This is a genomic window from Rhizobium sp. R339 (assembly GCF_002211395.1).
Lineage (GTDB): Bacteria > Pseudomonadota > Alphaproteobacteria > Rhizobiales > Rhizobiaceae > Rhizobium.
Genome location: NZ_LOKV01000024.1, coordinates 69984 through 83612, shown reverse-complemented (window position 1 = coordinate 83612; position 13629 = coordinate 69984). Strand labels below are relative to the sequence as shown.

General features: G+C 61.8%; 15 protein-coding genes. 11 read left to right on the top strand and 4 right to left on the bottom strand.

The genetic code is table 11. From position 1 onward, the window contains the following. Positions 1-34 precede the first annotated feature (34 nt). Positions 35-670, bottom strand: coding sequence for an outer membrane protein (locus tag ATY76_RS23170; protein WP_088677055.1), 636 nt, complete (start codon positions 668-670; stop codon positions 35-37). 365 nt (positions 671-1035) lie between these two features. Here ATY76_RS23170 and ATY76_RS23165 point away from each other — a divergent pair, with 365 nt between their 5' ends. The 5 genes from ATY76_RS23165 to ATY76_RS23140 all read left to right on the top strand — a co-directional run bounded on the left by ATY76_RS23165 (position 1036) and on the right by ATY76_RS23140 (position 5535). Then, positions 1036-1803, top strand: coding sequence for an SDR family oxidoreductase (locus ATY76_RS23165; RefSeq protein ID WP_088677054.1), 768 nt, complete (start codon positions 1036-1038; stop codon positions 1801-1803). After that, positions 1800-3839 (top strand): excinuclease ABC subunit UvrC, encoded by a 2040-nt coding sequence (uvrC, locus tag ATY76_RS23160; protein WP_088677053.1) that lies wholly within the window; start codon positions 1800-1802, stop codon positions 3837-3839. Before ATY76_RS23165 ends, uvrC begins: the two co-directional genes overlap by 4 nt. 164 nt (positions 3840-4003) lie before the next feature. Further along, complete coding sequence (gene pgsA, locus ATY76_RS23155; RefSeq protein ID WP_088677052.1) at positions 4004-4594, top strand: CDP-diacylglycerol--glycerol-3-phosphate 3-phosphatidyltransferase; 591 nt, start codon at positions 4004-4006, stop codon at positions 4592-4594. Beyond that, entirely contained in the window at positions 4591-4845 is a 255-nt protein-coding gene (moaD, locus tag ATY76_RS23150; protein WP_088677051.1) for a molybdopterin converting factor subunit 1, read from the top strand. Before pgsA ends, moaD begins: the two co-directional genes overlap by 4 nt. Before the next feature lie 228 nt (positions 4846-5073). After that, positions 5074-5535 (top strand): molybdenum cofactor biosynthesis protein MoaE, encoded by a 462-nt coding sequence (locus ATY76_RS23140; protein WP_088677049.1) that lies wholly within the window; start codon positions 5074-5076, stop codon positions 5533-5535. Between the two features lie 10 nt (positions 5536-5545). On the opposite strand, the gene ATY76_RS23135 is transcribed toward ATY76_RS23140, so the two are convergent. Then, the gene (locus ATY76_RS23135) at positions 5546-6442 is read right to left on the bottom strand and encodes a branched-chain amino acid ABC transporter permease (RefSeq protein WP_088677048.1); all 897 of its coding nucleotides are present in this window, start codon (positions 6440-6442) and stop codon (positions 5546-5548) included. A 65-nt stretch (positions 6443-6507) separates the two neighbouring features. Here ATY76_RS23135 and ATY76_RS23130 point away from each other — a divergent pair, with 65 nt between their 5' ends. Both ATY76_RS23130 and ATY76_RS23125 read left to right on the top strand, forming a co-directional pair. After that, a complete protein-coding gene (locus ATY76_RS23130) occupies positions 6508-7053 on the top strand; it encodes a CGNR zinc finger domain-containing protein (RefSeq protein WP_088677047.1) in 546 nt (181 codons plus the stop codon). Continuing rightward, entirely contained in the window at positions 7050-7553 is a 504-nt protein-coding gene (locus ATY76_RS23125; protein WP_088677046.1) for a hypothetical protein, read from the top strand. The genes ATY76_RS23130 and ATY76_RS23125 overlap by 4 nt, the downstream gene beginning before the upstream one ends. An 83-nt stretch (positions 7554-7636) precedes the next feature. On the opposite strand, the gene ndk is transcribed toward ATY76_RS23125, so the two are convergent. Further along, the gene (ndk, locus tag ATY76_RS23120) at positions 7637-8059 is read right to left on the bottom strand and encodes a nucleoside-diphosphate kinase (protein ID WP_004680549.1); all 423 of its coding nucleotides are present in this window, start codon (positions 8057-8059) and stop codon (positions 7637-7639) included. A gap of 81 nt (positions 8060-8140) precedes the next feature. Further along, a complete protein-coding gene (locus ATY76_RS23115) occupies positions 8141-8830 on the bottom strand; it encodes a glutathione S-transferase family protein (RefSeq protein ID WP_088677045.1) in 690 nt (229 codons plus the stop codon). 139 nt (positions 8831-8969) lie between these two features. Between ATY76_RS23115 and ATY76_RS23110 the strand changes: the two genes are divergently transcribed. From ATY76_RS23110 to ATY76_RS23095, 4 genes are all read left to right on the top strand, one after another. Next, positions 8970-9479, top strand: a complete 510-nt coding sequence (locus ATY76_RS23110) for a DinB family protein (protein ID WP_088677044.1) — start codon at positions 8970-8972, stop codon at positions 9477-9479. Between the two features lie 140 nt (positions 9480-9619). Next, on the top strand, positions 9620-10669 hold the full coding sequence (locus ATY76_RS23105; protein ID WP_088677043.1) for a GGDEF domain-containing protein: 1050 nt from the start codon (positions 9620-9622) through the stop codon (positions 10667-10669). Between the two features lie 43 nt (positions 10670-10712). After that, positions 10713-12596, top strand: coding sequence for an ABC-F family ATP-binding cassette domain-containing protein (locus ATY76_RS23100; RefSeq protein ID WP_088677042.1), 1884 nt, complete (start codon positions 10713-10715; stop codon positions 12594-12596). Positions 12597-12723: 127 nt separating this feature from the next. Next, positions 12724-13569 carry a polysaccharide deacetylase family protein gene (locus ATY76_RS23095; RefSeq protein ID WP_088677041.1) on the top strand — a complete coding sequence of 282 codons (846 nt, stop codon included), beginning with the start codon at positions 12724-12726 and terminating at the stop codon, positions 13567-13569. The last annotated feature ends 60 nt before the right edge of the window (positions 13570-13629 follow it).

The following is a 13629-nucleotide window of genomic DNA, read 5'->3' as shown; positions in this document are numbered from 1 at the left end:
GCCCGGCTTCTTTATTTCTGGATATGCTGTCGGCTTAGAACTTGACGCCGATACCGAGCTTGACGCTGTTCTCGTCGTAACCGCGCGAGAAGCTGCCGGAGTCGAGGTCGTAGTCCTTGCTCTGGTAATCGGTGTAGCGATATTCCAGGCGCGTCGTGATGTTGTTGGTCACGAAGGCTTCGACACCGGCGCCGACCGTGTAGCCGAAGTTCGTCTTGCTTTCGGACGAGGTGTCGTCGGAAACCTTGACGTCGCCGATGGCAAGACCAGCCGTGCCGTAGAGCAGGAAGGGGTTCATGTCGTAGCCGACGCGGCCACGGACGGAGCCGTTCCAGCCATACTTGTTCTCAACGCCGCCCGAAGAGACGTCGTCGCCGCTGTAGCCGAGATCGGATTCAACGCCGTAAACGATCTGGCCCTGCTGCCAGTTGTAGCCAGTGAAGACCTGGCCGCCGAAGCCGTAGGTGTGGCGATCGGAACCGAAGTCACCCATGTTGTAGGTGCCGGCGCCGCCGAGGTAGAAGCCCTCCCAGTTGCCGGCCGGCGTGACCGGGGCGTCCTGGGCAACCGGTGCTTCCGGAACCTGATCGACGGCATCAGCCGCCTGAGCTGCCGAAATGCCCGCAATTGCAAAAGCGGAGGCCATGAGGCCAGCAATGAGTACACGCATACTTTTCTCCTTTCAGTCCCGCACCGCTTGATCACTGTCTCTCAGCGAAGCATCGGCGGGAAATTTGCCAGATGTCCCTTCCGGATCGAGACTGAAATTGGAACTGAATTGCGGATTTGAAAGAGCCAAATTGTGATATCATTGTGGCTGCCACATGGCCGAAATTCGATGTTGCTTTGAAGCAACATACACTTCATTAACCCTACTGAATGGTTAAACTTAAATTACTTATTTTAAGAAATCACATTATTAAATAATACATAGAATATCCCGGCCACCGACGCAACCACGACCGCCTATTTATATAATCTCCGCCGGCCCTTATATAGGTTGCACACAGACTCGCGGGATCAGAAGGCAGGATTTTGAACCACAAAAGACTTCGCTCAGCCCTCATAACAGGGGCTGCCAAGAGAATAGGCCGGGCAATCGCCGAAGACCTTGCTGCAAATGGCTTTTCCGTTGCGATCCATGCCAACGGCTCCGTTGGCGAGGCCGAGGAGCTGGCGGCGGAATTGCGGCGAAAGGGGCAAAGGGCGATCGCGCTGCAGGCCGATCTCACCGATATCGGCGAGACGGGCGAGCTCATTGCAAAGGCGTCCGAAGCCCTCGGGCCGCTTGACCTGCTCGTCAACAATGCGTCGGTCTTCCAGCATGATTCCGCCCGCAGTTTCAACGCCGCCACATGGGCCTTGCACTTCGACCTGCATGTGCGTGCGCCCTCGATCCTGGCAGCCGCCTTTGCGCAGCAGATGCCCGCCGAGGCAGCGGGACTGATCGTCAACATCATCGACCAGCGGGTCTGGGCGCTGAGGCCCAGCTTCTATTCCTATACGCTCTCCAAGTCCGCGCTGTGGACGGCGACACAGACGCTCGCCCAGGCATTGGCGCCACGCATCCGCGTCAACGCCATCGGCCCCGGTCCATCGATGCCAAGCGAGCGGCAGGCGCTGGAGGACTTCCAAGCGCAGGTCTCAGCCCTTATCTTGCAGCGAGGGCCGGCCCTGGAGGAATTCGGACAAACGATTCGCTTCCTTTACGACACGCCCTCGATCACCGGCCAGATGATTGCCCTCGACGGCGGCCAGCACCTTGCCTGGCAGACGCCCGATGTGGCGGAGATTACGGAATGAACGGACGAAAGCTGCCGGATGGCGGCGTTCTCTACGACGATACGGACGAGAATGAAGACGATATCGAGGTGGAAGGCGATGTTTCCGCCTCGCCGCTCGCGGCAGCCGTCGACTGGAATGCGGGCAGCCTCAACGAGACCGGCCTCATCGGCGCGGATCTGATCGGCGAATTCGTCAAGCGCCTGCCGAACAGCCCGGGCGTCTACCGCATGTTCAATGCCGACGGCGACGTGCTTTATGTCGGCAAGGCGCGCAGCCTGAAGAAGCGCGTCGGCAATTATGCCGTCGGCCGCGTGCATTCCAACCGCATCGCCCAGATGGTCCGCCAGACGGCGAACATGGAATTCGTCACGACGCGCACGGAAACCGAAGCACTGCTGCTGGAAGCGAATCTGATCAAGCGCTTGCGGCCGCGTTTCAACGTGCTGCTGCGCGACGACAAGTCGTTTCCGTATATCCTCATCACCGGCGATCACCGGGCACCCGCCATCTTCAAGCATCGCGGCGCAAGGGCGCGCAAGGGTGACTATTTCGGGCCTTTCGCTTCGGCCGGCGCGGTCGGGCGTACGATCAACTCGCTGCAGCGCGCCTTCCTGATCCGCACCTGCACAGACAGCGTCTTCGAAACGCGCACCCGGCCCTGCCTGCTCTATCAGATCAAGCGCTGTTCCGGGCCGTGCACGCACGAGGTCAGCGACGAGGGTTACGCCGAACTGGTGCAGGAGGCGAAAGACTTCCTCTCCGGCAAGAGCCAGAAGGTGAAGTCGCACATGGCGGAAGCCATGAACCAGGCGGCCGAGAACCTCGATTTCGAGCGGGCGGCGATCTATCGCGACCGTCTGGCCGCACTTTCGCATGTGCAGAGCCATCAGGGCATCAACCCCGCCGGTGTCGAAGAGGCTGACGTCTTCGCCATTCATCACGAAGGCGGCGTCTCCTGCATCCAGGTGTTCTTCTTCCGCACCGGCCAGAACTGGGGCAACCGGGCCTATTTCCCGAAGGCCGACCCGCAGCTTTCCAGCGCCGAGGTGCTGAACGCCTTCCTCGCGCAATTCTATGACGACAAGCCGGTGCCGAAACAGATCATGCTGTCGGAAACGGTCGAGGAACTGGAATTGCTCGCGGCGGCGCTCAGCGAAAAGGCCGGGCACAAGGTTTCCATCCTCGTGCCGCAGCGCGGCGAGAAGCGCGACCTCGTCGAGCACGTCATCGGCAATGCGCGCGAAGCGCATGGGCGAAAGCTTGCCGAAACGGCATCACAATCGCGGCTGCTGGAAGGCTTCAAGGAGACCTTCCGGCTTGCCTATGTGCCGCAGCGCATCGAGATCTACGACAACTCGCACATCATGGGCACCAATGCCGTCGGCGGCATGGTGGTGGCGGGGCCGGAAGGCTTCGTGAAGAACCAATACCGCAAGTTCAACATCAAATCGACCGACATCACCCCCGGCGACGACTTCGGCATGATGAAGGAGGTGATGACGCGGCGCTTCTCGCGGCTGATCAAGGAGGAAGGCATTCCCGACCGGACGGCGCAGGCAGCTGCCGCCGACGCCGCCGATATGCCCTTCCCCGCCTGGCCCGACGTGATCCTGATCGACGGCGGCCAGGGGCAGATGACCGCCGTGCGCGCCATCCTCGCCGAGCTCGGCATCACCGACAGCGTCATGGCGATCGGCATTGCCAAGGGTGTCGACCGCGATGCCGGGCGCGAACGCTTCTTTCCGCCGGGGCGAGAGAGCTTCACCCTGCCGCCGCGCGACCCGGTGCTCTACTTCATCCAGCGCATGCGCGATGAGGCGCACCGTTTTGCGATCGGCTCGCACCGGGCACGGCGCAAGAAGGAAATGGTCAAGAACCCGCTCGACGAGATCGGCGGCATCGGGCCGTCGCGCAAACGGGCGCTGCTTCAACATTTCGGCACGGCGAAGGCGGTTTCGCGCGCGGCTCTCTCCGACCTGATGACGGTGGAAGGCATATCGGAAGCTGTCGCAAGGCAGGTCTATAACCATTTTCACGACGACGCCGCGAAATAACCGGCCTCCGTCGTAAATTCCACGCAAAGGCAGCGAAAAGACAGAAAGAATGTTGACGGTCCGCGGTCAAAGCCGTCATCTACCGCATCGGCCCCGAAAATCGGAATCGATTTTCGTAAAGACGCGCGGCGCTGTCGCGGCGCATCAATTCAGAGAACGATCCCATGGCATCGCGTGCGTACAGCATTCCCAATCTTTTGACCTACGGCCGCATCCTCGCCGTGCCGCTGATCGTTCTGTGCTTCTTCGTCGAGGGCAGGCTGTCGATCAGCAATACGGCGCGCTGGGTGGCGCTGTGGATCTTCGTCATCGCCTCGCTTACCGATTTCCTCGACGGCTATCTCGCACGCATCTGGAACCAGACGTCGAATATCGGCCGCATGCTGGATCCGATCGCCGACAAGCTGCTGGTCGCCTCGATCCTTCTGCTTGTCGCTGCCGACCAGACCATTGCCGGTTGGTCGATCTGGGCAGCCATCATCATTCTCTGCCGCGAAATCCTGGTTTCGGGCTTGCGCGAATATCTGGCGGCGCTGAAGGTCAGCGTGCCGGTGACACGGATCGCCAAGTGGAAGACGACGCTGCAGCTCGTCGCCATCGCCTTCCTGCTTGCCGGTCCTGCCGGCGACGAGATCTTCCCCTATACGACGCAGACCGGCATCGCGCTCTTATGGATCGCAGCGCTGCTGACCATCTATACCGGCTATGATTATTTCCGCGCCGGGCTGAAACATATCGTGGATGACGAGGAATGACGCGGCTTGTCTATTTCGCCTGGGTGCGCGAACGCATCGGCAAGGGCGAGGAGGAGATCGACCTCCCCTCCTCCGTCATCACCGTCGCCGATCTTCTGAATCATTTGAAGACGCTGGGCGAAGAATATGAGGCCGCACTTCAATATCCCGACGTGATCCGCGTGGCGCTCGATATGGAACATGTCGAGCATGACGAGCCGATCTCAGGCGCGAAGGAAATCGGGATTTTTCCGCCGATGACGGGGGGGTGATTGTAGGAGGCTGATAATGGGCAGGGCTGCATCTCCTTCTCTCTCCCTCATTCCTGTGCTTGTCACAGGAATCCAGCCACCGCGCGTCCGCGCGGTGAATTACTCCTTTCGCCCGCGAGTAATGTCTCCCGCGCCCAAGGACTTGGGCGCACTGGATTCCTGTGACAAGCACAGGAATGAGGGAGCTTTGGGATACGGCAGCGCATCGAAGCAGCGGAAACGCCTGCAATGACCATCACCCCCACTATCCGCGTCCAGCGCGAAGATTTCGACCTGCGGGCCGAAGTCGACCTGCTCTCCAAGGGCAAGCCCGGCGTCGGCGCGGTCGTCACCTTCTCCGGCCTCTGCCGCGATGACGGTGGTGTGCTGGTTGCCCTTGAACTCGAACATTATCCCGGAATGGCCGAAGCCGAGATCACCCGCATCGGTGAGCTTGCCATTGCCCGTTTCGGGCTGCTCGGCCTGACTGCCATCCATCGCTACGGCAAGATCGCCGTGGGTGAGAATATCGTGCTCGTCGTCGCGGCCGCGCCGCACCGGCAGGCGGCGTTCGACGGCGCCAATTTCGTCATGGATTTCCTGAAAACCGCCGCCCCCTTCTGGAAGAAGGAGCACGGCAAGGACGGCACTGCCGGCGACTGGGTCGCGGCGAAAGACGCCGACGATGCGGCGCGCGACAAGTGGAAATGACCAGCTTTTTCTAAAGCATCACGCGCTCCCTGCGGCTCATGACCAGGAGCAGGACGAGCAGCGAGAAGATGACGAGATCGCGCCAGACGAAGGGGCCGTAGGCGCCCCACATGGTTTCGACGACGGCAAGCGCGGCAGCGCCGCCTGCCGAGCGCAGCGGATCGGAATAGCCGCCGACGGCTGATATCAGCAGCACCTTCAGCCCGAACATCAGGCCAGCGCCGAAGTCCATCGAACCGTAATAGAAGGTCGCGAGGATGCCGCAGACCGCAGCGACGAGGCTGGCTGCCGTATAAGCGACGAGAAAGACGCGATCGGCGCTGGTGCCGCAAAGCTCGGCTGCCAGCGGATCGTCGGTGACGGCGCGCCAGACGCGGCCCCAGGATGTGCGCTTTAGAATGAGAGCACCGAACGCCACGATGGCGGACATCAGCACCGTATCGACCAGCTGGATATAGGTGAGCGTCACCTTGAACGGGCCGTCGCTCCAGAAGACGACGACATCGTTCAGAAACGGCGGCAGCCAGATGGCCCTTGTATCGGCGGCAAGCCGGGCGGTTTCCATCAGCACGATCATCATGCCGAGGGCGGCGACGATGACCGTGTTCGGCGACGTCCTGACCAGCGGCAGCATGATCGAGCGGCCGATCCACAGGCCCGTTCCCAGCGAGTAGAGGATCGAGGCGCAGGCGCCTATGGCCAAGGCCGCCGGCAGCACGAGCCAGAACCTGACGAAAGCGAGTTCCGTGAAGAGCAGCAGGATCTGGCCCGAAAAGGCGAAGATCGCCCCATAGGTGATGTCGGCGCGCTTGGTCACGCCGAAGGCGACCGCATAACCGAAAGCGAGCGCTGCATAAAGAGCGGCGAGCGGAACCGCATTCGCTAACTGCTGCAGAAGATAGGCCATTCCAGACACTCCGCGTCGACGAAATTATAACTGGTAAAACCTATTTCACCAGTTATAATTTTGGCATGAGCTTCTCTTGGACCCCTCACCGCTTTGCGGGCGGCGCACTGGCGCTCGATGTCGCTAACAGCGTCGTGCTGCGCCACGACACCAATCGGCGGATCGACCGCTTTGCGGTCAGGGACCAGATGCTGAGCTTTCCCAGCGCTGCCGCCAAATTCTGCGCCGAACGCGCTCTCTTCGGCGATATCGCGCCGGTGGCCGGGGAAGACGAGACGGATTTTATTGCGCTCCGCGAAGCGATCGACCTCTATTTCCGCAGGCGTATACTCGATGGCGGCGACGACCGGCTGCTGGCCGAGCTGCTGGAGGCGCTGGCAAAGACCTTGCGCAGCGCGAGCCCCGGGGGCCTGGCCGCGGCGACCGCGCATTCGGTGCTGCGGCTGATCGCCATGCCGGATCCGGAGCGCATGAAGATCTGCGGCAATTGCGGCTGGCTGTTCATCGATCGCAGCAAGAACAGGAGCCGCGCCTGGTGCGACATGGCGGTCTGCGGCAACCGCGCCAAGGCGAACCGGCACTACCGCCGCAAGAAGGAGGAAATCCCATGAGGAAACAGCTGATCATAACGGCGGCAGCCGCCGGCCTTCTGCTGTCCGCCTGCCAGCGCCAGGCCGAAAATCTGGTCGAGGTGACCGGCCACCTCTTCGTCTTCAACTATCGCGTCGCGAGCGCCACCTATCTGCTGACGCTGAAGAAGACCGGGCCCATTCCCGACGGTTCGGTGATCGTCGCCGAATTCGAAAATCCGCAAGGCGGCGCGCCGCTGGTGCTGAACCAGAAGATCTATCCAATCGACGACAAGATCGCGCTGCAGAGCGAAAACCTGCACTGCGTGCGCAAGGACCGCCCCTATACGGTCAACGTCCGGCTGGTCGATAAGAACGGCAAGGTGCTGCAGGAATTGAAGACGCAGTTCCGGTCCGACCTCGACCAGACCGTGCTGCCGAGCAAGCCGCTCGTCGTTGGTGCGCTTTATGACAAGAACCCCGAGGTCTTCAAGCCGGACGGCAGCGTCGATTTCTCGAACACCGACAAATGCCCGGCATAGGACCGGAATAGAAAAAGCCGGAGCGAAGCCCCGGCTTTCGAGAGTCAATTCAAGGCATTGCAAGACAATGCCGAAGTGTGGCCTCAGCCGACGATTTCGGTGTCGGAGAACCAGTACTTGATTTCCTGGGCAGCGGTTTCCGGAGCGTCGGAGCCGTGAACGGAGTTTTCGCCGATCGAAAGGGCGTGAACCTTGCGGATCGTGCCTTCGTCAGCGTTTGCCGGGTTGGTCGCGCCCATGATTTCGCGGTTCTTGAGGATCGCGCCTTCGCCTTCCAGGACCTGAACGACGGTCGGGCCGGAGGTCATGCCTTCGACGAGTTCGCCGAAGAAGGGACGGTCCTTGTGAACGGCGTAGAAGCCTTCGGCTTCGCGACGGCTCATCCAGACGCGCTTGGAGGCGACGACGCGCAGGCCGGCGTCTTCGAGCATCTTGGTGATGGCGCCCGTCAGGTTGCGCTTGGTTGCATCCGGCTTGATCATCGAGAAGGTGCGTTCAATCGCCATAGTCAAATCCTCTGTTTTCTCGGGAAAAGTGGGCGGTCTTTACCCGCCCCAACGCCCGAAAACAAGAGGCCGGCGGCAATTTCACGCCGCTGTCACAGTCCGACCTCGGCTTTCATGGAGATCGAGGCCGCGTTCGAACCAGAGCATGACAGGATCGTCGGCGGCCAGCATCGTCAGGCCGGAAGAGACACGCAGCCATTGCAGCGCGCCGAAGACGATATAGTCGGCAAAGAGCGGCGTCTCACCGCCGATGAAGGGCTGGAATTTCAGCATATGCCGGAGCGGCTCCAGCTTGGCGCCGAAGGCTGCCTTCTCCGCTTCGCTGTCGGCAGCGACGACTTCCAGCGGCTTGCCGAGACGGGCTTCGCGGCTCTCGCGGAAATAGGGCTTGTCGCCTTCATCGAGGTTGCCATGGATATCGAGAAGCGCGATCTGCATTATCGCCGGATGGATGATCATCTGCGAATAGCCCTCCACCATGCGTGAGAGCGCCTTGCCGCCCTCGCCGTTGAAGAGCGACGGCCGCTCGGGATAGGCCTCCTCGAGGTAGAGGGCGATGGCGAAACTATCGGGGATCAGCCGGCCGTTGTCGTCGAGCACGGGAACGGTCGGGGAAACGCCGCCGCCGATCGCGCGGATGCGGGTATAAGTCGTCGGAATCTCCTCGAAATCGAGCCCCTTATGCGCCAGCGCCATCACCGCCTTCCAGCAATGAGGAGAGAAGAAGCGCCGCTCGTCGGCACCGCAGAGGGAATAGAGAACTCTGGTCATATCAGTCCTTTCGCGATCACAGCTTTCTCCATTCGATGACAGAAGGCGCCGGCGATCAAATCAGGAAATTTCATGGGCCCATCACTGCGATTTTCGAGCAAACCGGTTAAACTGCCGCGACGAGAACGGGAGGGACCGGATGCTCAGGCAATACAGGATGTTCGCCGCCTATAACCGCTGGGCCAACGCGCTCGTCTACGCAGCCGCGGCAGAGCTCAGCGATGCGGAGTTTCGCAGCGACCGCGGCGCCTTCTTCGGCTCGCTCCACCGAACGCTCAATCACCTGCTCGTCGCCGACCGGATCTGGATGAAGCGCTTCACCGGCACGGGCGAAGCGCCGTCTACCCTCGATGCCGTGCTCTACGAGGAGTTGGAGACGCTCACAGCAGCGCGCCAGGCAGAGGACGAGCGTATCGTTGCCTGGGCCGGCACGCTCGATGAGGCGAGCCTTGCGGCCGACTTCACCTACAGGATGGTGACGCGGCCGGTCGGGATCACCCAGCCGCTGTGGACGGCGCTCGCGCATCTCTTCAACCACCAGACCCATCATCGCGGCCAGTGCCATATGACATTGACGGCGCTCGGCAAGCCGAGCCTGCAGCTGGACCTGATCCACTTCCTGCGCCACGAGGGACGCGAGTGGATGTGAGGCAGACATCAAGACTGAATTAACCGCCTTTGCCGGTTCTCCTCGCCTATCCGGCGTTTCCCCTCGCAAATTCAGCCTCTTTTAAAAGCTTGTCGGCATAGCGGAACATCAGAGATCAGGCCGGGCCGCGAGGGATCGTCATGCAGAATGCAAGCGCAAATGCACTGGTGCCGCGCGAGGCCGCGCGCCCGTCGTCGACGGCCGACATTCAGAGGATCGCCCAGCATATGGCGCGGCTCAACGTCGCCGCGCTGCCGCGCAATTACGAACTCTTCCACGAGGCGATCATTGGGCTCAATCCCGGCCTCGCCCAGGATATCGCCGCGCTCGGCCCCCAACCGCAACAGGCGATGCTCGACGAACTTGGACTGAAATACCGCTTGGTCGGCCATTGCGGGCTGGCAGGCGAAACGTCACGGAACGAGGCAAGCCGGATGCTGCGCGACGTCGCCGAGAGGCTTGCCGAAGACCTCAGGCACAAGAACGCCTTTGCGCGCGCCTGCGGCACCATCCTGAAATCCGTGTCGGGCCACGAGGACCAGAGCCTTGCCGCTTTCATCGGCGAACTCGACTATCTCTCCGCCTCGCTCGCAACGGTGCTCTCGGCGGAAATGGAAACGGCAGCCAAGCTGCAGGAAGACATCAAGGCGCTGGAAGTGCTGGAGCGCGGAATTTCGGCGATGCAATCGGCCGCCGTGGCCGACAAGATCACCGGACTTGCGAACCGCATTGCCCTCAACCGGACGATGGCCGAGCTTTATGAGCGCGAGGAGGGAGCGGCCGGCAGCGCATTGATCATGGTCGATATCGACAATTTCACCGATCTCAACGGCCGATACGGCACGCAGGCCGGCAACAAGCTCCTGAAGAAGCTCGCCAGCCTTTTCCGCAAATCGATCAAGAAGAACGATTTCGTCGCCCGCACCGAAGCCGACGAATTCGCCTTCCTGTTTTCCAATGTCGGCATGCAGGATGCAATGGCAATCGCCGAGCGTCTGCGCACCTCCGTCGAGGACAATCTCGTCTTCTCGACCTCCGACACATCAGATCCCGGCAGGCTTACCGTTTCGATCGGCGTCGCGCTCAGCGCCGATGCGGCAAGTCCGGGACAGCTGCAGGCCAATGCGCGCGTGGCGCTTCTCGCCGCGCAATCGAACCGCCGCCTGCCGGTGCAGGCTTTCGGCCGCTGAAGCACTCTTGCCTTGACGGGCGCTTTCGGCCAAAACGCCGGCCATGATCACGATCACAGATATTTCCGCCCGCATCGCCGGCCGCCTGCTTCTCGACAATGCCGCCGTGTCGCTGCCTTCGGGCACGAAGGCAGGCCTCGTCGGGCGTAACGGCGCGGGCAAATCCACGCTGTTTCGCGTCATCACCGGCGACCTCAGCGCGGAAACCGGATCAGTCTCGATCCCGAAGGGCGCGCGCATCGGTCAGGTGGCGCAGGAGGCGCCCGGAACCGAGGATTCGCTGATCGAGATCGTGCTTGCCGCCGACAAGGAACGCGCGGCGCTGATCGCCGAAGCGGAAACGGCGAGCGACCCGCACCGCATTGCCGAAATTCAAATGCGCCTCGTCGATATCGACGCGCATTCGGCCGAAGCGCGCGCGGCAAGCATCCTGGCCGGCCTCGGCTTCGACCAGGCGGCGCAAGCCCGCGCCGCCGCCTCCTTCTCTGGCGGCTGGCGCATGCGCGTGGCGCTTGCCGCCGTGCTTTTCGCCGAGCCGGACCTGCTTCTGCTCGACGAACCGACCAACTATCTCGACCTCGAAGGCACGATGTGGCTGGAGGACTATATCCGTCGCTATCCGCACACCGTCATCATCATCAGCCACGACCGCGACCTGTTGAACAACGCGGTCAATTCCATCGTGCATCTCGACCAGAGGAAGCTCACCTTCTACCGCGGCAATTACGACCAGTTCGAGCGGCAGAAGGCGGAAGCCGACGAGCTGCAGACGAAGGCCAAGGCGAAGAACGAGGCGGCGCGCAAACATCTGCAGAGCTTCATCGATCGCTTCAAGGCCAAGGCCTCCAAGGCGCGGCAGGCGCAGTCGCGCGTCAAGGCGCTCGAGCGCATGGGAACCGTCGCGGCCGTCATCGAAGACCATGTGCAGCCGATCACCTTCCCCGAGCCGGAGAAGCAGCCGGCCTCTCCGATCGTCGCGATCCAGGGCGGCGCCGTCGGCTATGAGCCCGGCAAGCCGATCCTGAAGAACCTCAGCCTGCGCATCGACAATGACGACCGTATCGCCCTGCTCGGCTCGAACGGCAACGGCAAGTCGACCTTCGCCAAATTCATCTCCGGCCGGCTTGCACCGGAGAGCGGCGAAGTCCGGCTCGCGCCGGGCCTGAAGATCGGCTTCTTCGCGCAACATCAGCTCGACGACCTCATCCCCGAGCAGTCGGCGGTGGAGCATGTGCGCCGGCTGATGCCGGCCGAGCCGGAGGCCAAGGTGCGCGCTCGGGTGGCGCAGATGGGGCTGGCGACCGAGAAGATGGCAACGGCGGCCAAGGATCTTTCCGGCGGCGAAAAGGCCCGGCTGCTGATGGGGCTTGCCGCCTTCCATGCACCGAACCTGCTCATCCTCGACGAGCCGACCAACCATCTCGACATCGACAGCCGCCGCGCGCTGATCGAGGCGCTGAACGACTATGAAGGCGCCGTCATCCTGATTTCGCACGACCGCCATCTGATCGAGGCGACGGTCGATCGGCTCTGGCTGGTGAATGGCGGCACGGTCACCAGTTTCGAAGGCGACATGGACGAATACCGCGACCTGATCGTCAGCTCCGGCAAGAAAAAGGACGAAAAGCTGCAAACCGCCGAAGACACGACCTCGAAGGCCGATCAGCGCAAGCTCAATGCGGAAAAGCGCGCCTCGCTGACGCCGCTCAAGAAAAAGATCAACGAAATCGAATCCTTGACGGCCAAGCTGGAGAAACAGATTCAGGCTCTTGATACGGAACTTGCGGATCCCGCCCTCTACGAGAAGACGCCCGCCAAGGCCGCCGAAAAGGCAAAGCAGCGCGGCGAAGCTGCGGCAAAGCTCGCCGCCGCCGAGGAAGATTGGCTGATGCTGTCGGCCGAATACGAAGAAGCGATGGCAGGATAGCCACGGGCTTCGAAGAAACGCGGCGGAGTGCCGCGTTTCGGCACAAACTCCAACCGTTCTCAACCGTTCGTTAACCATAATTCGAAAGGTTGCCTCAACATTCATTACTGATTTGTTGAGCCCTTTCATGCATCGTTTTTTCGTTCTGTCCTGCATCGTCCTGACAGCCGCCCTCACCGCCTGCAGCACGACCAGACAAGCTCCCGACACATCGATCAAAACCTCCTCGGTGATAGCCCCCGAAGGGCAGAAGCCCGCCGATAAGGCGGATGGTGATGCGCCGCAATTTCCGGCCGGTCCGCATCATCTGGCCGGACGAACGCTGGAGGTCGCCTCGCTTGCCGATCTCAAGCTCGACAACAAGGAAGTGATCCTGAGCTTCGACGACGGTCCGGTGCCGGGGCGGACGGACAAGGTGCTGGCGACGCTCGACCAGTTCGGCGTCAAAGGCGCCTTCATGATGGTCGGCCAGATGGCCGAGATGCACCCGAAGCTGGCCCGCAAGGTGGCGATGGACGGCAATACGATCGGCAGCCACACCTACCGGCATGCCAATCTGAATGCACTGAGCTTCGAAGCGGCGGTGGCCGAGGTGATGAAGGGCGAAATGGCGGTGACCAAGGCGACCGGAATGGATGTCTCCTTCTTCCGCTTCCCCTACCTTGCCGAGAGCCATAAGCTGCGCGCCGCAATCGCCATGCGTGATATGGTGGTCATGGATGTCGATATCGACAGCAAGGACTATTTCACCGGAACGCCGGCCTCGGTGACGCAGCGAACCATGGACCTGCTGCGCAAGCGCGGCCACGGTATCATCCTGATGCACGACATCCACAAGCGGACGGCGACGATGCTGCCGACCCTGTTGTCGGAACTCGAGGTCGAAGGCTACAAGGTGGTGACGCTGAAATTCAAGGGGACTCGCGTCCCAAGCAACCTCGTCGCCTCGGCCGATCTCACCGCGACCCGCTGAGGCGGGTTGCAAAGTCGGGGGCAGCTGCCTAGACCAGTGCGATCGCAATGAAAGCCGATA